This is a genomic window from Rhizobium sp. N324, assembly GCF_001664485.1.
GTDB lineage: Bacteria > Pseudomonadota > Alphaproteobacteria > Rhizobiales > Rhizobiaceae > Rhizobium.
In genome coordinates, this window is record NZ_CP013630.1 from 2,266,552 (window position 1) to 2,286,608 (window position 20,057).

A 20,057-nucleotide genomic window follows, 5' to 3' on the forward strand; every position below is an offset into this window, starting at 1 on the left:
GACGATGTAGATCGATATCATCTGCTAAGGCCGGCTCGGTATAGATACATTTCTGATTTCAGGCTTACGAGAGCTGTATCCGCGGGTGATATTACCCGAGTGAATATCACAATAGAGATGCGAGACTCACCTAAAATAACGTCAGCGATGTTAAAGTATTACTTTGACGGATGTTGGGATTTAAAAATGGGTAATATCGCTTCGCTTTCGGGAACGTGGATAGAAATCGAGAAATCCCGTTCACAATTCTTCGAACAAGTTCGATTCAAAGTATTTGACCTTGAGGACGATGCTATCGAATTTCTATGCGAGAGCTTCGCTGTCGAAACCATCTGAAGAAAGCGGGGAGGCTAACTTCTCATTTCCGGCGCAATAGCGTTGATGCCATGGGACTGCTGGATCAAATGCCTTTGCTGTCGGCATCCGGCATGATCTGCACGCCGTTGATCCGGTAGCTGCCGTCCGGCTGGCGGGTGATCTGGTAGATCGCCGTCCAGTCCTTGCCGTCGCGGCCGGAGATCAGCACCTCGTGATAGATCAGCGCGCCGTTGTCGATCGAGCGGCTGCGGCCGAATGCGTAATTGCCGGGATGATAGACCGGCTCGTAGCTCTTCTTCACCATGGCGAAGAACAGGTTCTTGTCGGGATACATCGCCTTGATGCCAGGAGCCGCGAAGGAATAGGCAGTCTCGGCATCGTCCTTGAGGAAGGCTTTGATCTGTTCCTCGATCATCGCCCGTGTGGCGTCGATCGGATCTTCGGCCCGGGCCGAGACAGGGGAGAGGAGGGACGCGGCACACAGAATGACAACTGCGAAGAAGGCGCGCATGGGGATCTCCGGCTCTATCGGGGGAAAAGATCCCGATAGAGCGGAAGTGTAGGCCATTTCCAGCGCAAGAAAAGCGGCCTTTACGACCAGCGGCGGAAGAGGGCGCTGGCATTCACGCCGCCGAAGCCGAAACCGTTGGTGATGGCATAGTCCATCGCCAGCGGCCGCGCCACCTTGCCGACGATATCAATGCCGTCGGCATCAGGATCGGCCTCATCAAGGTTGCGGGTCGGCGGCGCGATCTGGTCGCGCAACGCCAGGATGGTGAAGATCGCCTCCAGCCCGCCGGCAGCACCGAGCAGATGGCCGGTCGCCGATTTAGTCGCGCTGACGGCGATGCTGCCATTGCGGCCGAAGACCGTGGCGATCGCCGCGATCTCGCCTTTGTCACCGACCGGTGTAGAGGTTGCATGCGCGTTCAGATGCTTGACCTCGGACGCCGGGATCTTGGCCTGCCGGAGCGCTGCCTCGATCGCCCGGCGCGCGCCGTCGCCGTCTTCGGGGCCTGAGGTCATGTGGTAGGCGTCCGCTGCCGTGCCGTAGCCGACGAGTTCGGCAAGCGGCGTCGCGCCACGGGCAAGCGCGTGCTCCAGCGTTTCGATCACCAGGATGCCGGCGCCTTCGCCCATGACGAAGCCATCGCGCGCCGTGTCGAACGGCCGCGAGGCCAGTTCCGGCGTCTCGTTGAAGCCGGTGGAAAGGGCACGCGCCGCGGCAAAACCGCCAAGGCTCACCTTGTCGATGCAGGCCTCGGCGCCGCCGCAGATCGCCACATCCGCTTCGCCGGAACGGATCAGCCGCGCCGCATCGCCGATCGCCTGGACGCTGGCCGCGCAGGCCGTCACCGGCGCGCCGAGCGGGCCCTTGAAGCCGTAGCGGATGCTGACCTGGCCGGCGGCGAGGTTGACCAGGAAGGAGGGCACGGTGAAGGGAGACAGCCGCCGGACGCCGCGCGCCTCACCGATCCGCACCGCCTCGGCGATGGCGGGAAAGCCGCCGACGCCCGAGGCGATGATCGTTGCCGTGCGTTCGCGTTTGCCGTCGTCTGTGGGCATCCAGCCGGCCTGCTTCACTGCTTCCTCCGTCGCCGCCATGGCGAACTGGATGAAGCGGTCCATTTTCTTCTGGTCCTTGGGCGGGATGTAACGGTCGGGGTCGAAGCCGGCCTCGACATCCCAGGCAACGCCGGGAACGATGCCGCCGACCTTGGCTGAGAGTTCGCCGACGACATCCTCCGCCAGCGCCCTCAGACCTGAAGCGCCACCAAGGAGGCGTTTCCAGGCGGGCTCGACGCCGGTGCCGAGTGGCGAGACAAGTCCCATGCCGGTGACAACAATGCGGTCCATGATATTTTCCTCTCTATGCGTCGATGCCGAGATACCAGGCGCGCATGCGGGCGATCCGCGCACGCACCTCGTCATCGGCTGCGGGGCCTGGAAGCAGGCTGGTGTTTTCGGGTGTCACTTCTTCGCCGGTCCGTGCGTCGACCAGTACCGTTTGGCGCTCTCTGCCCGAAGCGGCGTCGCCGAGCAGAAAGGCGAGATCTTCCTCCGGCATGTGCCGGCTTCCCCAGGAAAACAGCGTCATCAGCACCGGAAAGAAATCGCGGCCCTTGTCCGTCAGCCGATATTCGTAGCGGGCAGGGCGTTGCTGGTAGAGCCGCCGTTCGAACAGCCCCTGGTCCGTCAGCTGTTTGAGCCGCCGTGTCAGGATGTTCGGCGCCACGCCGAGGCTCTTCTGAAATTCGTCGAAGCGCGACAGCCCCTGAAAGGCGTCGCGCAGGATCAGGATGCTCCACCAGTCGCCGACGCTGTCGAGCGCGCGCGCCGCCGGGCATTTGAATTGACTGAAGCTCGTCCGCTGCATGGAGCTGTCACTACAGCAGTGACTATCATTATGCAAGTTACTTGAGGAGGCACAGCCTTCAGCCAGGATTGCGCTTAGTGCGCCCGCGGGCCTCAAACTCGACGAGCAGCGACTTGAGTTCGATCTCGCGAACGCGTCGTGCCGCTTCATCAGGGCTGACCCACTCGAGAATACGCTGGCCTTGCTCCTTGAAATCTTCGCTGATCTCGATGACCTCAACCTGAAACAGATCGACGATGCAGGGGGCTACGTCGCCATCGTCGAGTTCTTTCAGATAGGTGTAGCGGCCGACCGGTTTTTTCCTCACCGTCCCGCGCACGCCTGCTTCCTCCCAGGCTTCGATCGCTGCCGCTTCAAACGGCTTCTTCCCTTTCATCGGCCACCCTTTCGGAATGACCCAGCGCGCACTCTCGCGCGATGTGATCACCAGGATTTCGATCCCCGGTCCGTCATTGGCGTGGCGGAAGCAAATCGCGCCGTATTGTTGGCGGAATGCCCCCGAAAACAGCTTGGCAGGAACGGCGGCGAGCTGCCGCAGCAATGGCTGAGACTTGTCTGGTCGAGGCTTGCTGCGTTTTTTCGGAGTCTTCATGGCAATTGGGAATTGTTGAATTTGCTGATTCTTCACCCGCCTGAGCGTGTTCATGGCAGATTATGACAATCAGTTGTAGGCGCAACCATCCGCCGTTGTCAGCCGTGCGCTCGCCGCCACGTAGCCTGCTCTATAGTGCGGTTCTATTGCCGTCGCGCAGATTGTGAATCGCCAACAATTCCGGATATGCGGAAACATTGCTGGCCAGGACGGGATGCCCCTTGAACAAATCTTCGCCCTCGGTCGGGAAGGGCAGGTACTGGCCTCCAGCTTCTTTCACAAGGCAATAACCCGCCATGCAGTCCCAAGCCCGCATGTGAGGTTCATAATAGCCGACGAGACGCCCTGCAGCCACATAGGCAAGCATCAGCGCTCCGGAGCCGTTCCGAATGAACGTGCCGCCGCTGGCGAGCAACGCCGTTATGATGGAGCCGACAACCTCCGGAGCGACGTGCGTATTGCAGCCAATACCGGTCATGGCGTTCTGTATCGTGCGGGAGGGATCGAGCAAAAGCGTCTCGCCATTCAAGCTCGCGCCAAGGCCAAGGGCTGCGGCATAAAGCTCGTTCGCGCAAGGCGCTTGGATCACGCCGACGACCGGGACGCCCTGGTAGAGGACAGCGACAGAAACGCACCAGGTGGGCATGCCATTGACGAAGGGCGCGGTGCCGTCGATTGGATCGACAACCCAGGTGTAGCCGGAGCTTCCCGCTTGATGGCCGAACTCCTCGCCGAGGAAACCGTCCTCGGGAATTGCTGCCGCAACCCGCTCACGCAGGAAGGTCTCGACGTTCCGATCCGCGATCGACACGACATCCTGAAGATCGCGCTTGGTCTCGATCACGAGAGTCTCGCGCTTATTGAAATAGTCGAACGCCAAAGCACCAGCTTCCGCAGCAAGGGATTTGGCCAGGGCGAAGCGCCGCTCCAGGTCGGTGTCATGCATAGTCATATTGCTATCCTTTATTCGCATTCCAAATGTTTCGGGCCCAAATGTTTCAGGCATTGATCAGCGCAATGCCGCGGTTCTCGAATCCGAGTGTGACATCGCTCGCAGGCGGCAGGTTTCTTTCGACGGCATGGTCGATGATGAAGAGCGTTCCGACATCGGTTTCGATCTCATATTCGACATGTCCGCCGAGATAGGAACTGTGGAGCACGCGTCCCGCCAAGCCCCGCTGGCCGGCTGCCGCTATGGTGATCGACCCGGGCCTGACGGCGAGTTTTGCCGTGCCGGGCTTTGCGCTGCGGCTTGGCAAACGATGGTCCACGCCGGCCACGCGGATAAGCGCCTCCGTCCCTTCGACGGCGATCACCTCGCAAGGGATGACATTGGCCTCGCCCATGAAATCGGCGATGAAGGACGATGCCGGCGCTTCATAGAGCTCGCGCGGCGTCCCGGACTGGGCAATCTCGCCATCCTTCATGACGATGATGCGGTCGGACACCGCCAGAGCCTCATCCTGGTCATGGGTGACATAAACGGCGGTGAAGCCGAGCCGCTGCTGTAGTTCGCGGATTTCCGTGCGCACCCGGCGGCGCAGGCGCGCATCGAGGTTGGAGAGCGGTTCGTCGAGCAGCAGCACCTGCGGCTCGAGCACAAGCGCGCGGGCAACCGCGACGCGTTGCTGCTGGCCGCCGGAAAGCTCGGCCGGCAGGCGATGGCCCATGCCCGCAAGGCCGACGAGCTTCAATCCTTCCTCAGCCTTTTCCCGAGCTTCCTTCTTGCCGAGGCCCGACGACTGCAGACCGTAAGCGACATTATCCAGCGACGTCATATGCGGAAACAGGGCATAGGACTGAAACACCATCGAGACATCGCGCTCATTGGCGGGCAGCATGGTAACGTCGGCGCCGCCGATCAGAATACGTCCGGATGTCGGATGCTCGAGCCCGGCCAGCATGCGCAGCGTGGTGGTTTTGCCGCAACCGGATGGGCCGAGCAAGGTCACCAGCGTGCCCGGCTCGATGGAGAGGGAAAGGTCCGGAATGGCCGTGAATGCACCGAAAGACTTGCGGACATTCTGGAAGGTGACGGAACCGGGTTTGACGGTGATCATGCGGTTTTCTCCTGACCGAGAGGAACAGAGGGAGCTGAGCTGGTGCCGGCGACGCGATTTTCGCGGCGTAGGCGGCGCTCGCCGACGACGAGCTGGAAGCCGGCGATGACAATGCTCATCACCACGATCAGCATGGATGAATAGGCGATCGCTACGCCGTACTCGCCATTCTCGACGAGGCCGACGATATAGGACGTGGCCATGTTGTATTCCGCGCTGACGAGGAAGATGACGGCGCTGATCGAGGTTATGGCGCGAACGAAGGAATAGACCAGGGCAGCGGTGATGGCTGGCCGCAGCAGCGGCAGGATCACCTTGCGGATCGTGCGGAAACTATCCGCACGCAAAGTCAGCGACGCCTCGTCCAGGCTCTTGTCGAGCTGGCTCATCGCCGCGATCCCGCTGCGAACGCCGACCGGCATATTGCGGAAGACGAAGCAGAGGATGAGGATGAGCGCCGAGCCGGTCATCTCGATCGGAGGCAGGTTGAAAGCCATGATGTAGCTGACGCCGATGACCGTTCCGGGGATGGCGAAGCTCATCATCAGCGCGAATTCGAAGACGTTCCGCCCGACGAATTTCTGCCGTACGATGATATAGGCCGTGAGCAGGCCCACCGCAGCGGTCAGGGGCGCGGAGACGAGCGCGATTTCCATCGTCGTCCAGAAGGAGTTCCACGCCACGCCGGTCCACGCAATTGCGCCGTTGTCGAAACCGATCGAGAAGGCGCGAGCGTAATGGTCGAGCGTCAGCGAGTTGTCGAGGCCCCAGGTTTTCACGAAGCCGCCGATCAGGATCATTCCATAAACGACGACGGTGAAAATCATCCACGGAACGACCACCGCTTGCACGGCAATGGAAAGGCCGCGCGGCAATGCGATATGAGCGCCGCTGTCGCCCTTGCCGGTGACCGTGGCAAAGCTCTTGCCCGATAGCCAGAGACGCTGAGCGAGGAACGCCGAGAGCGTGAAGCAGAGAAGAACGATGGCAAGAACGGCCGCGCGCGACGGATCGTTCTGCGATCCGACGACGGCAAAGAAGATTTCCGTCGAAAGTACGCCATGCGTGCCGCCGAGCACGAGCGGATTGCCGAAATCGGCCATGCTCTCGATGAACCCGATCAGGAAGGCGTTGGCGAGACCCGGCTTCATCAGCGGCAGGGAGACGCGCCAGAACGTGCGCCAGCGACCGGCACGCAGGGTCTGCGATGCCTCTTCCATCGACGGGCTGACGCCTTCGACGACGCCGATAAGAACGAGGAAGGCGATCGGCGTAAAGGAGAGCACCTGGGCGATCCAGATGCCGGTGAGCCCATAGAGCCAGCGGCCCGGCTCGATACCCAACAGGCTGGACAAGGCCTCGGTGATAATGCCGGCGCGGCCGAACAGCAGCGTCAGCGCCAGGCCGATGACGAAGGGCGGTGTGATGATCGGCAGCACCGTCAGCAGGCGCAATCCCTTTTTGAACGGAAAGCGCGTGCGCGTCGCCACCAGCGCAAAGCCGAGGCCGAGCAGGGTCGAGCCGGAAGCTGTCATGACGGCGAGAAGGAGCGTGCGCCAGGCAACGCCGCAACGTTCTTCGCCCGCTATGCAGCCGAGGCTCCAAATGCCAGGGTCCTGAATGTTGCGTATAAGGCCATCCGGATTGAAGGAGCCATCGAAGTCCTGCACCGAAGCGATGAACATGCTGCCGATCGGGTAGAAAACGAAGATGGTGACCAGAAACGCGAGAATGCAAATCGAGCCGACGATGAAGGCATCTCCCTTCATCACCCCGCGTTCGGCCAGTCCGAACGCAAAAAGGAGAACGAAGACGAGCGCCAAGAGGACGGCGCCGGCACCCATCGACGGCTGCCCCTCGAACAATATGCCGAACAGGTTTTCACTGATTGCCCAGGTCCAGCCGGAAAAGCCGATCGCCAATCCCTGCAGAGAGAGGAAGAGGAGGCCGACGGCGCCGAGCGAGGCGAGCAAGGTTCCGCGCCGCATCGGATCGCGCACCAGGCGCGCCAAACAGCCGAGCAAAAACAGCAGGACCACGCCGGCAAGCCAGGTTCTTCCATGCTGCAGGATTTGCAGCAGCCCGGGCGCCGTATCGGCGGAGAATGGGAAGGCAGACAGCCAGTTGAATCCGAAGAAGCCGCCCTCGATGCGATACCACGGGACCAGGATCAGGGCAGCCGCCCCCAGGCCAAGGACGATGTCCAATCGGCGATTGCCACGTCTCATGGCATACCTCGCTTATTTCACGTTGATAAAATGGGAGAATGGAGCGGCACCCCGGATCCGTCCGGGATGCCGCGCCACTCATCGATCTTCAGTTGGCAATGGCGCCGACTTCCCGGTCCCAGCGCTCCAGCAGGGCCTTGCGCTTTGCCGGATCGCCATAAGTCTTGAAGTCGTAGTCGATCAGCTTGATGTCCTCGAACTTCGGCGCTTCCTTCGGCACCTCCGCCGATTTGTTCGACGGCAGCTGGAACGACTTGGCATCCTTCATGCGCGATTGCACTTCGGGCCGCAGCGCCCAGTCGTACCAGATCTTGGCGTTGTCGAGATTGCGGGCGCCTTTGATGATCGACATGGAGCCGATTTCATAGCCGGTGCCCTCGCATGGCGCGACCGATTTGACCGGAAAGCCTTCGGCGGTCTGGGCGACGGCGTCATGCATGAAGACGATGCCGAGGGCGGTTTCGCCCCGCGCCGCCGCCTTGACCGGAGCCGATCCGGACTTGGTGTATTGCGAGACATTGGCGTTCAGTTTTTTCAGATAGTCGATGGCCTGGTCTTCGCCCATGATCTGTACCAGAGAAGCGAGAGCCGTATAGGCAGTGCCCGAGGAGTTCGGATTGGCGATCTGGATTTCGCCCTTCAATTCCGGCGCCAGGAGATCGGCCCAGCAGCGGGGCTCCTTGTAACCCTTGGTCTTGAAGATCTCGGTGTTGTAACCCCAGCCGAGCGCACCGGCGTAGACGCCGACCGTCTTGAAGCCGGTGCTCTCCGCCTGCTTCTTGGCCCAATCCTGCAACTGGTCGAGCATCGGCGACTTGTATTCCAGCGTCAGGTTTTCCGATGCTGCCTGGACATGCGGATCCCCAGTGCCGGCCCACCAGATGTCGGTCTTCGGGTTGCGAGCCTCGGCGCGTATCTTGGCATAGGTCTCGCCCGACGACAGACGCACCATATTGACCTTGATGTCGTGAGCCTTTTCGAAGTCGCCCTGCATCTGCTCGCAGATGACGACATCGGCCGAGCAGATGAGGTTAAGCTCGCCGGCGGCCTGGACCGAACCGGCGGCCAGCGCCGTTCCGGCAAAGAGAAGCGTGGAAAGAACTGTCAGTCGCATGGGTATCCTCCTGTTGCTTGCGTCTGAGAGGGTGTTGGGTCAGCGGCACAAGCGCTGCCCGTCGCGGCGCGTCGATCGCACCGTGTTGTCGAGTTCGGATGAACGTCGGATCCCGGCCTATTGGGTCGGGGAGATCTCGGTGTCGAAGCGGGTCAACAGCCGACTTCGCTCGTCGGACAGGCCGAATGTTGCAAAGTCATAATCCACCATCTTGATCATGGTGATGTCGGGCGCGGCCGGCGGCAGAGCCGCTTTGGCGTTCGACGGAACCTGGTTCTGGCCGGCCGCAGCGCCTGTCGCCTGGCCTTCGGGACTGAGGGCGAAATCGACGAATGCCTGGGCGGCCCTGGCATTGCGGCTACCCTTGACGATGCTGACCGCGCCGATTTCGTAGCCCGTTCCTTCGCAGGGAGCGACGATGACCAGCGGCGCGCCCGCTTCCTTCAGGGTTACCGCGTCATGCATGAACGAGATGCCGATCAGGACTTCACCCCGGGCGGCAGCCTTTACCGGCGCCGCGCCGGACCGGGTATACTCGACGATATTGCGGTTGAGGGCTGCCATATAACGGAACGCCTCCTCTTCGCCGAGGAGCTGCACGAGTGTGGCCAGCATTGTGAAAGCGGTTCCGGAGGAATTCGGATTGCCGGACTGGATATGGCCGCGATAGGCCTCTTTCGTCAGGTCCTGCCAGCAGGTCGGGGCCGGAAGTTTCAGCGCTGCGAGGAGATCGGAATTGTAGGCGAAACCCAAAGCCCCCGCATATATGGCGGCCGACCGGGAGCCGGACATAGCAAAAAAGTTCTGCGCCCAAGGCAGCATATCGTGTTCATGGTCGGGCTGATATCGTTCGAGCAGATCCTCTGAGCCAGCCTGTAGATGGGCATCCCCGGTTCCACCCCACCAGACATCCACTGTCGGATGTGATTTTTCGGCACGGATCTGATCGAGTATGTCGCCGGTGCTCTTGCGAACCATCGAGATATCGATACCCGCGCGGGCTTCGAACGCTTTTTCCATGGCCATGCACCAGGCTTCGTCGACGCCGCACAGGACGTTCAATCGCGCCTCGCTCATGCCTTGGCTTGCGCTGCACAGCCAGAAAGCCATGCCCGCAGCAAAAGCGGTCAATATTCTCACGCAAGCCTCCCTTGGAACCTCCCGTTCCAATCTCCACAGCCAGCATGTCAGATCTTCGCGTCACCGCAATCGAAGAATGGTTACCGATTTTTCATCGCCGGGCGGAGCGACGTTACATTCATTACAAATGTGACAAACCTCATCATCAGAGTGTCTTTGAACATTGGCGGCGGCATGCCTATGATGGCGCCGGGAGGATCAAGCGGTGCTGAATCAGAAGGTTCGAATTCTGATCGTCGAGGACGATCCGGATATGGCGGAACTTATCTCCGATCTCGTCGAGGCCGAGGGGTGGATTCCGACCTGCGCGGGATCCGCCGAGGAGGCGACCGATATCCTGGCACGAGAGCAGATGCATCTGGTGCTGGTCGATCACAACCTGCCGCGGACATCAGGCCGGGCTTTCGCCCAAAAACTGCGGTCGGAGGCCAATATCGGTATCGTCATGGTGACGGCAGCCGGCAGTGCCGCCGATCGTGTTCTCGGCCTGGAAACTGCTGCGGATGACTATGTCGTCAAGCCGTTCGAACCGATCGAACTGACGGCCCGCATCAAAGCTGTCTTGCGGCGAACCGTGCCATCACTGAAACAGGAAAAGGAGAGTGAGCGGGAGCACGAACGCCCCTCTCTGCTGCTTGGCGATTGGGCCATCGACCTGAGGGGCCGGCAAGCCGTCTGCCTCGCCGACCGCAGCAAAACGCTGACGACGGCCGAATTCGCCCTGCTTGAAATCCTTGCGCAGACCCCCAACCAGCCGGTGAGCCGGGCGCAGATCCTCGATCGGCTTGGCTCGGAAAGCGATCGCTACATCGACCGCAACGTCGACGTCCTGGTTCTGCGGCTCCGGCGGAAAATCGAACGCAATCCCGACCTCCCGCGCCATATCAAGACACGACGCGGAAAGGGCTATGTCCTGCACACCGGCGACGGCGAGCCGTCCGCGTGATCAGCCGCTCCTTTCTGTCTTCCATTGCCTTTCGCCTGCCGTTCGCGATTGCGTTTATCTGCTTTCTGGTGTTCAGCCTGTCGGCGATCGCGATCTACGGGCTGCAGCGCGCCCGTGACGAGATGGCAGCTTACGGCCTGCAGGCCTTCACGAGCCTCGCCAAGGCCTCGCTCGTTTCCCGGCAAGTCTCCGATCTGGTGTCGAGCGCGCCCTTCCTGATGAACTCGACCTCGCCATACCGGGTGGCGAGCGAGAGCCGCGCTGTCGTGCTGCAGGTCGACAGCCTGCTGAAGTCGGCCGCGCCTCACGGAGCAGATCAGGCTGCCCGCGGCTTTGCGAGCCCGAGGATGGTTGAGCTTCTCGATCTTATCAGGACACAGACGCTTGTGCTTGCCAGGGACGCCGACGCTGCACAGAATCACAAGGCTGAAGCTGCCGCGGCGCTGGGGGAGGTGGCGACCGGCAAAGGCATCGTCGATCACGAGCTGCGCCGTCAAGTGAATGGAATCGTGCAAGCGGCTTCCACCTCCGACAGTCTTTTCCAGCTCGGTGAACTTCGCAGACGATACGTGGCGGATACGACGGCCGCGCAGGGGAAAACCGAGGCCGATTTGAGGATTTCGCCTGCCGAGCTCCAGCCGTATGAGCGTGTATTCGAAGCTCAAACACGATACCTCTTGAACATGTTCGCGATCCGGGCGGCGGTCGCAAAGCTGCATGCTGTCTCACGCGACCTCTCCCATGCAACGGAGACGCAAAGCGATGCAGTTGCACGCCAGCTGAACGACGATCTGTTTTCGACCTCCGATGCCTTGAGTCGACTGCTGGTAACCGTGGCCTTGGCTTTCCTGCTCGTGCTCGTCATGGCAATTTTCTCCATCCGGTCGGTCATGCGTGTGTCACGGGGCATCGTGGCGCTGTCGAACGGCATGAATGCGCTCGCAAAGGGCGAAAACGAAGTGGGTCCGCCAGCCTACCGTGGAAATGAAACCGAGCTTGTGCGTCTGCTGGACGCCTTCCGCGCCTTCAAGGACAGCGTGGATCGCGTGTCTCGATTGAGACGCACGGCAGAAGCCGCTGCTCGCACCATCCGTTCAACCTTTCGCAATATGAACGAGGGGATTGCGCTCTTCGACAGGATGGGGCGACCGATCACCATGAACAGGCGGATCATCGAACTGTTCGGCCATTCGGGTTCCGCGCGCAAATTGCCGCTGCGCCGGTTTGTCGAGCCGGTGCCGGAGATCGATCCCGCTTTGCTACCCTCCGATCCGGAGCGCGGCGCCCTGTTGGAACGCGCAGTCCTCCGCCATCGCACCGGCGACCAGCGGGTGATCGAGATCTCCATGTCACGACAGCCGGAGGGCGGCATCGTTCTTCTGGCACGCGACGTCACGTTGATGGATCGACAGGAGGCGGAAGCGGCAAAGGTTCAGCGACTGGACGGCATTATGCGCATGACGCATCAGGTGAGCCACGAAGTCGGCAACATGATCGGGATCATCACCGGCAGCCTCGGCCTTCTCGAGCGTGAAACCGGCTTCAACGATCGGCAGAAACGCAACATTGCGCGAATTCGCAAGGCTGCCGAGAGAGGACGGTCGCTGGCCGGCAGCATGCTGTCGATCGGCAGCCAGCAGCCGTTCTATCCAAGCGCGGTGGATGTCGCCAGCCTCCTTCGCGGAATGGCCGATATCCTGGAGATCGCTGTCGGCGCAAAGTGCCACATCAAGCTGGAACTGGATGCCGGCCTGCCGGTCGTATCGCTCGACGCGGCCCTTTTGGAGCAGTCCGTTCTGAACCTCTGTCTCAACGCGTCGGCAGCGATGCCGACGGGAGGCGTCATCATTATCGGTGCAACGGCAAAGGGAAACACCTTGCTGATCTCGGTGACCGACAGCGGCATCGGCATGACACCAGAGGTCGTAGACAAAGCTTTCGAACCCTATTTCACCACACGAGGCGGACATGGTGGAGCAGGGCTTGGTCTGGCCATGGTTTACGGCTTCGTCCGTCAGAGCGGCGGAGAGGCATCCATCTATTCCTCTCCCGGGCACGGAACGACCGTCAAGCTGAGCTTCCCCACAGATTTGCGCTAATTCGCATCGCCGCCGAAAATCCGGGCGAGCAGGATGCCGGTGACGAGCATGCCGGCCGCCACGAAGATCGTATCGCCCGGCGTGCCGATATAGAGCGGCCCGATATTGGCAAACAGCAGGAAGGCAATAAGGAAATTCGCCCAGCCCCAGACGACATTCGCCGTCGGCGAACCGGGCATTGCGAATGGCGTGCGGAAGCGCCGGCCGCTGACGCCGTTGACGAAATGCGGGATGCCGTTGGTCAGAAAGGCGGCTGCAATGAAATGGGCGATATAGGCGATCCAGGGCAAGCGCTTCTCCGTTGCTGCGAGTGGCGTCAACGGAGAATGTGGCCGGCAATGTGATGCCGGCAAGAGGAGCCTGGAAAAGCGCGTGGTGCGCCCGCCCGCCGCCGAAGTGCAGCGGGGCCTCTCCAAGTCAGATCAGCAGGAAATCGTTGAAGTGAAGTGCGGCGGAATTATCGAGATCCGCGACCGGGATGGCCGTGCCCGCCGCACTCCCATCCGCGTCAAAAGACGACATGCCGCTCGCCTGATCGTAAATCAGCTTGTCATTCGCCTCGAGCGCTTTCGTGCCGAGAACGAAATTCTCATCGGAAAATTCGGATAGGCTGAGCGCGGCGAAAATCGAATGGTCGAGCAGCAGCTTGTCTTCAGCCGCAGAGGAAAAATCCTGGATCCTGTCGACGCTGATATCGTTTATTCTAACGGCTTGAGCCATAAGTTTTTCTCCCGGTTCACGAGGGAATTGGCCGTAGGAATACATCCCCATCTCCGAGCGCCAATTCGGTTTAATACATGATGGCGGCCGGTCTAGGGCTGTCGGTTAACCATCATATATTGACCTGAATGTGGCTCGTTTCGGTTCGATCCTTATGTGATGCGACTATCAATCTTTGCTTGTATTTTCCTGTTCAACCGGCAGATCATGCCCGGGTGAGACGGCGACCGTCGCAATGCGGCCTTCCTGGGACGAAGACGGATATGATGCGCCGCCCGATATGGCGCCTGGAACATCGGCAATCGCGGCGAGAAGATTAAAGCCACGGCAGGAGCGCAGAACGCCGTATTGCCTGCGTCAGGCATGCCGGTCTTCCGCAGGCTTTAATGGGAGGCTGGAGCGGTCAGGCAAAGCCAAGCGGCAGCTTGTCCAGTTTCCTGTCGGCACCGTAGTCGCGCTCATGTGGCGAGCGGCGACGGCCGTCGCGGCTGGAAAGATCGATCCGGTTTTCGGCAAAGATCCCATCGGGATAGGTGCCGGTATCATGGCAATCGGGGTCGATCTTGCGTGCAAGGATTTTCAGGATCATCGGGGTTCCTCCGCGGCGCACCATCAACAGTCGGAAAGGCCGCTTCGTTCCCTTTATAAACTCTGAATTATTAATAAATTAACCATAAGCGCCACGGAGAGGCTCAGTGCGTGCCAACGTCTGAGCCGCACATGCGAGCGCTGAATGGCCTTGCCCGTGGAACTCACGGAGCGTGATTGCCGTTGATATCGATGAGCACAGGAGGTTTCCATGCAGTTGATCGATACGCGAGTGACACAGGCCGGTGACGTCTTCACTGTCGAGTTTTTGGGCGAGGGAGGAGAATCGATCTCCGTCAGGATCGACAACTCTCACGGCGGACTCGACCATTCCACGGCCGTCGACCACGCCAAGGTGATGATGGTCCAGCTCACCAGCTTTGCCGGCGGGGAGACGGATGGCAGCATCAACCGTTACGATGCCTTGAGCAACGGCAATTTCGACGAAGGCAGCAAGGGCCTGATCGCCCAGCCGAGCGCGCGCTCGACTCACGATAGCGAGGTGCTGGAGGAGGAGTTGAACGAAGGCCTCGAGGACTCGTTTCCGGCGAGCGACCCCGTCTCGGCCACGGTATCGTCCATTCCCGCCAACGCGCCAAGGCACTGATCGCATTGGTTCAGAATTCAAAAAGGCTGCCCGTGCCCGCGGGCAGCTTTCTTCTTGCATGACAAATTGATGTCAAAACTGAAAAACAGCTGGAAACATCAGGTGTCTGATTGACATGCGAGCCTTCTATTGAGGGCCCGAGAAGGGACTGCGCACGACGCGCGTCCCAGGTCTCGGAGACGCGCGCCCATGAAAATCATTCAGATCACCGACACCCATTTCAGCCCGAACAAGCCGCATTTCAACGGCAACTGGGCGCCGCTTCTGAGCTGGATCGAAGCGACCGGCGCCGATCTGATCATCCACACCGGCGATCTCACCGTCGATGGCGCCGACAAGGACGAGGACATCACCTTCTCGATGGATCTGATGCGCCAGGCGTCGATCCCGATGCTGATCGTCCCCGGCAATCACGATGTCGGCCATCTCAAGGGATCCGACCAGCCCGTCAATCGTGAGCGGCTGGCCCGCTGGCGCAGCCTTGCCGGTGACGATCGCTGGCTGGAGGATGCGGCCGGCTGGCGCCTCATCGGCTTGAATTCGCTGCTTCTCGGCCATGAGGATGAGGAGGAAGAGGCCCAGTTCGAATGGCTCGCCAAGGCGCTCGAGGACAGGGCAGGGCGACGCGTGGCTCTCTTCGCGCACAAGCCGCTGTTCGTTGACGCGCCGGATGAAGGCGATACCGGCTACTGGAGCGTTCGCCCGGCTCAGCGCCGGCGGCTCTATGATCTGATCGCTGCCCATGACGTGGCGCTGTTTGCCAGCGGCCACCTTCACTGGGCCTGGCAGGGTCGTTTCGACAATACTGCGTTGACCTGGGGGCCGTCGGCCGCCTTCATCATCGACAAGATGGAGCGGGAGATGCCGGGCGAGCGCCTGATCGGCGCCGTCGTCCATGAATTCGACACGTCGGTCGACAGCACGATCGTCGCCGTTCCCGGCATGACCGCCTATGTGCTCGACGAGGTCGTCCACGAGGTCTATCCGCAAGCGGTGAAACAGCGGGAAGCTGCCGAATGAGCGCCCTCTCGCTTCGCAGCATCACCAAAGCTTTCGGCGGCAACCAGATCCTGAATGGCGTCAGCCTCGATGTCGAGGCCGGGGAATTCATCGCGCTGGTGGGGCCTTCCGGCTGCGGCAAGAGCACGCTCTTGCGTGTCCTTGCCGGCCTCGATCACGCCGACCGCGGCGAGATTCTGATCGGCGGCCGAGACATGTCCGGCGTGGCGGCCGCCGATCGCAACATCGCCATGGTCTTCCAGTCCTATGCGCTTTATCCGCATCTGACGGCGTCTCAGAATATCGCCGTGCCGCTGGCGATGCGCCGGCTGTCGAGAATGGAGCGGCTGCCCTTCCTGGGATCGCTGATGCCGGGTCAGCGCGCCACCCGTGCTGCGATCGCCCGCGATGTCAGGGAAATGGCGAAATCGCTGAAGATCGACCACCTGCTCGACCGCAAGCCCGGCCAGATGTCGGGCGGCCAGCGTCAGCGCGTGGCGCTCGCCCGCGCCATGGTGCGCCAGCCGAGCGTCTTCCTGATGGACGAGCCGCTCTCCAATCTCGACGCCAACCTGCGTGTCCATGCCCGCGGCGAGATTGTCGACCTGCATCGGCGCGCCGGCGTGCCGACACTCTACGTCACCCATGACCAGGCGGAGGCGCTGTCGATGGCCGACCGCGTCGCCGTGATGATGGGCGGCCGGTTGCTGCAGATCGCCAGCCCCGAGGTCATCTACGACGACCCCGCCCATATCGAGGTTGCCCGCTTCATCGGCCAGCCGCGCATCAATCTGCTGCCGGCTGCTGCCGAAGGCGGCGTCGTTGCTTTCGGCGGTTTACGCCTGTCACTTGAAAATGCACCCGATAGGAAGATGCCGGTCACGCTTGCTATCCGTCCCGAATTCGTCTTTCTGTCCACGAACCGGCATGACGGCCTTGCCGCCCATATCCAACGCGTCGAGTTTCTGGGTTCCGAGGTCATCATCCATTGCCGGCTCGATGCGGTCGGCGAGACGGTCGTCGCCAAGGTTCAACCGTCCGACGCCTCGGGCCTTGCGGCCGGCGATGCGGTGGGGCTTCGGCTGTCGCCCGGACGCACGCTGATCTTTGCCGAGGATGGCAGCCGGCTGGCCGGCAGCGTCGCAGCCGCTGATGCCGGGCTCGCCACTGGCAATGCCGGGCTCGCCATTAGCGATTCCGCACGGGAGAGGGCGCATGGCTAGCGTCGTCTCCATGGCCGTGTCGCATGATTCCGCCGCTGCGCATCGGCGCAGCGAGGCCCGCATCGCCTGGATGCTGGTGCTGCCGGCAATGATCCTGCTGTTTCTTTTCGTGCTTTTGCCGGTCGCCGCTGTCGTCGTGCTCGGCTTTACCGATTTCGAACTCGGCTACGGCAAGTTCCGTTTCGTCGGCTTCGAGAATTATGCTCACCTGATTACCGACCGCACCTTTCGCAAGTCGCTGTGGAATACCATGGTCTATACGGCGATCGTCGCGCCCGTCTCGATCCTGCTCGGCCTCGGCATTGCCATGCTGATCGAAAGCGAGATCGCCGCCCGCAGCGTCTTCCGCACTGCCTATTTCCTGCCGGTCGCCTCGCTCATCGTCGCCATGGCGACCGTCTGGCAATATATGTTCCACCCGACGATCGGCCCGATCAATGCGCTGCTGGCGCTCGTCGGTCTGCCCGGTCCGAACTGGTTGGGCAGTTCCGGCACGGTGCTATACAGCCTGTCGATCATTGGCGTCTGGCAATCGGCCGGCTTCAACATGGTGCTGTTCCTGGCCGGGCTGACGGCAATCCCGCGTGAGCTTTACGCGGCCGCCGAAGTGGACGGCGCCCGATCTGCCTTCGACCGCTTCCTGCTGGTGACCTGGCCGATGCTCGGGCCGACGACGCTCTTCGTCATCACCATCAGCATCACCAATGCGGTCAAGCTCTTCGAGACGGTGAAGACGCTGACCGAGGGCGGCCCAAACAAGGCGTCTGAGGTGCTGCTCTTCACGATCTACCAGGAAGGCTTCGTCTATCTGCGCGTCGGTTATGCCTCGGCGATGACGGTGGTCTTCCTGCTGATCCTCGTCGTGCTGATGTTCCTGCAGTACCGCATTCTCGACCGCCGGGTGCATTACACATGATGACGAGCGCTTTTTCCCTCGGCAGGGTCATCCGCCTCAGCCTGCTTTCCCTCGGGGCGATCGTTTTTCTCGCGCCCTACGTCTTCATGATCTCGGCGGCCGGCAAGACGCAGAGCGACATCTTCACCTCGTCGCTGTCGCTCATCCCGGCGCATCTCGCCTATGTCGAGAATTTCGCCAAGGCCTTGAGCCGCGTGCCGATGGTGCGGTTGTTGTGGAACGGTGTCCTCGTCTGCGGGCTGATCTTCCTCTTTCAGGTGCTGGTGGCCATCCCCTGCGCCTATGCCATGGCGAAACTGCGTTTCGGCGCGGCGCGGGCCATGATGGTGCTGGTTATGCTCGGCCTTCTCGTGCCGATCCACGCGACCGCGCTGCCGCTCTATGTCGCCTTCGACCGCGCTTCGCTGCTCAACAGCTATGCTGCTCTTGTCGCGCCCTTCACCATTTCGGTTTTCGCGATCTTCATGTTCCTGCAGTTCTTCCGCGCCATGCCGGATGATCTCATCCATGCCGCCCGTCTCGACGGCATGTCGGAGCTCGGCATCGTCGCCCGCGTCATCGTGCCGAATGCCTGGCCTGCGGTCACCGCCTTCGCCATCTTCTCGGTCGTCGCCCATTGGAACGATCTCTACTGGCCGCTGATCGTCATCAGCAAGCAGGACTATGCCACGCCGCCGCTCGGGCTGATGTATTTCCGCGCCGCCGAGGCCGGCGACGACTACGGCGCGCTGATGGCGGCGACCCTGATCATTACCCTTCCTCTCGTCGCCGCCTTCCTGTTTGCGCAGAAACGTTTCGTCGAGGGCATCACCATGACCGGTCTCAAAGGCTGACCGGCTTCAACCCAGGAGAACGAGCGATGAAACATATCACCCAGCTTCTCGCCGCAGCGGCCGTCTCGATGGCAATCGCGCTTCCCGCGCATGCCGAGACGACGCTGACGGTTCATTACCCGATGCCCGGTTTCTTCAAGGATGTGATGGACACGATCTCGAAGAAGTTCATGGCTGAGAACCCCGATATCAAGATCCAGTTCGCCAGCCCCTCGGCGACCTATGAGGAAGGCATCCAGACGATCCTTCGCCAGGTCGGCACCAGCGAAATGCCCGATATCACCTTCATCGGCCTGAACCGCCTGCGCATGCTCGACGAACGCGATGTCGCCGTCGACCTCGGCCCGCTCGTCCAGAAGGACGGCAACATGACCGAGCAGGGCTTCTCCGACACCATCCTGAAGCTCGCCCAGGTCAAGGGCAAGCAGGTGGGCCTCGCTTTCGCCACCTCCAATCCGATCATGTATTACAACGCCGATCTCGTGAAGGCAGCTGGCGGCGATCCCGACAATCCGCCGAAGACCTGGGACGACGTCATCGCCCTCGGCGGCAAGATCAAGGCGCTCGGCAACGGCGTCGACGGCATCGATTTCCGCTGGCAGGGCGACGACTGGATGTTTTCGGCTCTGCTCTTCGGCGCCGGCGGCAAGATGTTGAGCGACGATGAAAGCAAGGTCGCCTTCAACGGTCCGGAAGGCCAGAAGGCCGTCGAGGTCCTGCATCGCCTCGTCACCGAGGGCGGCATGCCGGTCTTCACCAAGCCTGCCGGGGAGCAGGCCTTCGCAGCCGGCAAGGTCGGTTTCGAGTTCCAGACCACAGGCGCACTGCGCAACACGATCAAGAATGTCGGCGACAAGTTCGATCTGCGCACCGCCAAGATTCCGCTGATCGATCCGGTGAACGGCCGTCTTCCCACCGGCGGCAACGCCGTCGTCATCCTCACCCATGACGCCGCCAAGCAGGACGCCGCCTGGAAGTTCGCCAAATTCGCCGCCGGCCCTTACGGCGCCTCGGTCGTCGTGCCCGGCACCGGCTATGTTCCGAACAACGAGCTTGCCGCCAAGTCGCCGGAATATCTCGGCGACTTCTACAAGCAGAACCCGCTGTTCCAGGCTGGCCTCAGCCAGATGCCGGTGATGATCCCCTGGTATGCCTTCCCCGGCTCGAACGGCGTCAAGGTCACCCAGACGATCGTCGACAACCTCTCGCGCATCGTCGACCAGTCGGCCGAACCGAAGGAAGCGCTCGACGACGCGGCCGCTGATGTCGATGGCATGCTGCCGCGCAGCTGATCGCT

General features: G+C 61.5%; 20 protein-coding genes and 1 pseudogene. 9 read left to right on the top strand and 12 right to left on the bottom strand.

The genetic code is table 11. The features are described from left to right. Positions 1-186 precede the first annotated feature (186 nt). Entirely contained in the window at positions 187-336 is a 150-nt protein-coding gene (locus AMK05_RS35195; RefSeq protein WP_190237339.1) for a hypothetical protein, read from the top strand. 64 nt (positions 337-400) lie between these two features. On the opposite strand, the gene AMK05_RS10945 is transcribed toward AMK05_RS35195, so the two are convergent. From AMK05_RS10945 to AMK05_RS10985, 9 genes are all read right to left on the bottom strand, one after another. Next, positions 401-829, bottom strand: coding sequence for a DUF4864 domain-containing protein (locus AMK05_RS10945; protein WP_064838476.1), 429 nt, complete (start codon positions 827-829; stop codon positions 401-403). An 80-nt stretch (positions 830-909) separates the two neighbouring features. After that, positions 910-2,175: a beta-ketoacyl-ACP synthase II gene (gene fabF / locus AMK05_RS10950; RefSeq protein ID WP_064838477.1), complete on the bottom strand. Its 1,266-nt coding sequence runs from the start codon at positions 2,173-2,175 to the stop codon at positions 910-912. Positions 2,176-2,188: 13 nt separating this feature from the next. Further along, the gene (locus AMK05_RS10955) at positions 2,189-2,695 is read right to left on the bottom strand and encodes a winged helix-turn-helix transcriptional regulator (protein ID WP_064838478.1); all 507 of its coding nucleotides are present in this window, start codon (positions 2,693-2,695) and stop codon (positions 2,189-2,191) included. A 58-nt stretch (positions 2,696-2,753) separates the two neighbouring features. After that, positions 2,754-3,287, bottom strand: a complete 534-nt coding sequence (locus AMK05_RS10960; protein WP_064838479.1) for an NUDIX hydrolase — start codon at positions 3,285-3,287, stop codon at positions 2,754-2,756. 130 nt (positions 3,288-3,417) lie between these two features. Then, on the bottom strand, positions 3,418-4,239 hold the full coding sequence (locus AMK05_RS10965) for an inositol monophosphatase family protein (protein ID WP_064838480.1): 822 nt from the start codon (positions 4,237-4,239) through the stop codon (positions 3,418-3,420). 46 nt (positions 4,240-4,285) lie between these two features. Then, positions 4,286-5,347 carry an ABC transporter ATP-binding protein gene (locus tag AMK05_RS10970; protein WP_064838481.1) on the bottom strand — a complete coding sequence of 354 codons (1,062 nt, stop codon included), beginning with the start codon at positions 5,345-5,347 and terminating at the stop codon, positions 4,286-4,288. Then, positions 5,344-7,575 (bottom strand): ABC transporter permease, encoded by a 2,232-nt coding sequence (locus AMK05_RS10975; RefSeq protein ID WP_064838482.1) that lies wholly within the window; start codon positions 7,573-7,575, stop codon positions 5,344-5,346. Before AMK05_RS10975 ends, AMK05_RS10970 begins: the two co-directional genes overlap by 4 nt. 88 nt (positions 7,576-7,663) lie before the next feature. Then, positions 7,664-8,689 (bottom strand): ABC transporter substrate-binding protein, encoded by a 1,026-nt coding sequence (locus AMK05_RS10980; protein ID WP_012557676.1) that lies wholly within the window; start codon positions 8,687-8,689, stop codon positions 7,664-7,666. 117 nt (positions 8,690-8,806) lie between these two features. Continuing rightward, the gene (locus tag AMK05_RS10985) at positions 8,807-9,799 is read right to left on the bottom strand and encodes an ABC transporter substrate-binding protein (protein ID WP_064838483.1); all 993 of its coding nucleotides are present in this window, start codon (positions 9,797-9,799) and stop codon (positions 8,807-8,809) included. A gap of 235 nt (positions 9,800-10,034) precedes the next feature. Here AMK05_RS10985 and AMK05_RS10990 point away from each other — a divergent pair, with 235 nt between their 5' ends. Next, complete coding sequence (locus AMK05_RS10990) at positions 10,035-10,775, top strand: response regulator transcription factor (protein WP_064827568.1); 741 nt, start codon at positions 10,035-10,037, stop codon at positions 10,773-10,775. After that, complete coding sequence (locus AMK05_RS10995) at positions 10,772-12,874, top strand: ATP-binding protein (protein ID WP_064838484.1); 2,103 nt, start codon at positions 10,772-10,774, stop codon at positions 12,872-12,874. Before AMK05_RS10990 ends, AMK05_RS10995 begins: the two co-directional genes overlap by 4 nt. Here the strand turns inward: AMK05_RS10995 and AMK05_RS11000 are convergent. From AMK05_RS11000 to AMK05_RS11010, 3 genes and pseudogenes are all read right to left on the bottom strand, one after another. Beyond that, a complete protein-coding gene (locus AMK05_RS11000; RefSeq protein WP_064838485.1) occupies positions 12,871-13,164 on the bottom strand; it encodes a hypothetical protein in 294 nt (97 codons plus the stop codon). The two genes, AMK05_RS10995 and AMK05_RS11000, sit on opposite strands and share 4 nt — an antisense overlap. 127 nt (positions 13,165-13,291) lie before the next feature. Continuing rightward, positions 13,292-13,567, bottom strand: a pseudogene (locus AMK05_RS11005) (calcium-binding protein); the annotation flags it as partial. 430 nt (positions 13,568-13,997) lie between these two features. Then, positions 13,998-14,183 carry a hypothetical protein gene (locus AMK05_RS11010; RefSeq protein WP_064838487.1) on the bottom strand — a complete coding sequence of 62 codons (186 nt, stop codon included), beginning with the start codon at positions 14,181-14,183 and terminating at the stop codon, positions 13,998-14,000. 210 nt (positions 14,184-14,393) lie between these two features. Here AMK05_RS11010 and AMK05_RS11015 point away from each other — a divergent pair, with 210 nt between their 5' ends. The 6 genes from AMK05_RS11015 (at position 14,394) to AMK05_RS11040 (ending at position 20,052) form a co-directional block, all read left to right on the top strand. Next, positions 14,394-14,789 (top strand): hypothetical protein, encoded by a 396-nt coding sequence (locus AMK05_RS11015; protein WP_064838488.1) that lies wholly within the window; start codon positions 14,394-14,396, stop codon positions 14,787-14,789. A 189-nt stretch (positions 14,790-14,978) separates the two neighbouring features. Then, positions 14,979-15,809, top strand: coding sequence for a metallophosphoesterase family protein (locus AMK05_RS11020; RefSeq protein ID WP_064838489.1), 831 nt, complete (start codon positions 14,979-14,981; stop codon positions 15,807-15,809). Continuing rightward, entirely contained in the window at positions 15,806-17,011 is a 1,206-nt protein-coding gene (locus AMK05_RS11025; protein ID WP_064838490.1) for an ABC transporter ATP-binding protein, read from the top strand. The genes AMK05_RS11020 and AMK05_RS11025 overlap by 4 nt, the downstream gene beginning before the upstream one ends. Then, a complete protein-coding gene (locus tag AMK05_RS11030; RefSeq protein WP_064838491.1) occupies positions 17,004-17,927 on the top strand; it encodes a carbohydrate ABC transporter permease in 924 nt (307 codons plus the stop codon). Before AMK05_RS11025 ends, AMK05_RS11030 begins: the two co-directional genes overlap by 8 nt. Then, the gene (locus AMK05_RS11035) at positions 17,924-18,760 is read left to right on the top strand and encodes a carbohydrate ABC transporter permease (protein WP_064838492.1); all 837 of its coding nucleotides are present in this window, start codon (positions 17,924-17,926) and stop codon (positions 18,758-18,760) included. The genes AMK05_RS11030 and AMK05_RS11035 overlap by 4 nt, the downstream gene beginning before the upstream one ends. 26 nt (positions 18,761-18,786) lie before the next feature. Further along, positions 18,787-20,052, top strand: a complete 1,266-nt coding sequence (locus AMK05_RS11040) for an ABC transporter substrate-binding protein (RefSeq protein WP_064838493.1) — start codon at positions 18,787-18,789, stop codon at positions 20,050-20,052. The last annotated feature ends 5 nt before the right edge of the window (positions 20,053-20,057 follow it).

Bases quoted from the DNA above. Each gene is read 5' to 3' on its own strand.
- AMK05_RS10970 (WP_064838481.1), bottom strand. From the start codon at position 5,347: ATGATCACCGTCAAACCCGGTTCCGTCACCTTCCAGAATGTCCGCAAG.
- AMK05_RS11035 (WP_064838492.1), top strand. From the start codon at position 17,924: ATGATGACGAGCGCTTTTTCCCTCGGCAGGGTCATCCGCCTCAGCCTG.
- AMK05_RS11010 (WP_064838487.1), bottom strand. From the start codon at position 14,183: ATGATCCTGAAAATCCTTGCACGCAAGATCGACCCCGATTGCCATGAT.
- AMK05_RS11040 (WP_064838493.1), top strand. From the start codon at position 18,787: ATGAAACATATCACCCAGCTTCTCGCCGCAGCGGCCGTCTCGATGGCA.
- AMK05_RS10965 (WP_064838480.1), bottom strand. From the start codon at position 4,239: ATGACTATGCATGACACCGACCTGGAGCGGCGCTTCGCCCTGGCCAAA.
- AMK05_RS10945 (WP_064838476.1), bottom strand. From the start codon at position 829: ATGCGCGCCTTCTTCGCAGTTGTCATTCTGTGTGCCGCGTCCCTCCTC.
- fabF (WP_064838477.1), bottom strand. From the start codon at position 2,175: ATGGACCGCATTGTTGTCACCGGCATGGGACTTGTCTCGCCACTCGGC.
- AMK05_RS11030 (WP_064838491.1), top strand. From the start codon at position 17,004: ATGGCTAGCGTCGTCTCCATGGCCGTGTCGCATGATTCCGCCGCTGCG.
- AMK05_RS11015 (WP_064838488.1), top strand. From the start codon at position 14,394: ATGCAGTTGATCGATACGCGAGTGACACAGGCCGGTGACGTCTTCACT.
- AMK05_RS11025 (WP_064838490.1), top strand. From the start codon at position 15,806: ATGAGCGCCCTCTCGCTTCGCAGCATCACCAAAGCTTTCGGCGGCAAC.
- AMK05_RS35195 (WP_190237339.1), top strand. From the start codon at position 187: ATGGGTAATATCGCTTCGCTTTCGGGAACGTGGATAGAAATCGAGAAA.
- AMK05_RS11020 (WP_064838489.1), top strand. From the start codon at position 14,979: ATGAAAATCATTCAGATCACCGACACCCATTTCAGCCCGAACAAGCCG.
- AMK05_RS10955 (WP_064838478.1), bottom strand. From the start codon at position 2,695: ATGCAGCGGACGAGCTTCAGTCAATTCAAATGCCCGGCGGCGCGCGCG.
- AMK05_RS10980 (WP_012557676.1), bottom strand. From the start codon at position 8,689: ATGCGACTGACAGTTCTTTCCACGCTTCTCTTTGCCGGAACGGCGCTG.
- AMK05_RS10975 (WP_064838482.1), bottom strand. From the start codon at position 7,575: ATGAGACGTGGCAATCGCCGATTGGACATCGTCCTTGGCCTGGGGGCG.
- AMK05_RS10985 (WP_064838483.1), bottom strand. From the start codon at position 9,799: ATGGCTTTCTGGCTGTGCAGCGCAAGCCAAGGCATGAGCGAGGCGCGA.
- AMK05_RS10960 (WP_064838479.1), bottom strand. From the start codon at position 3,287: ATGAAGACTCCGAAAAAACGCAGCAAGCCTCGACCAGACAAGTCTCAG.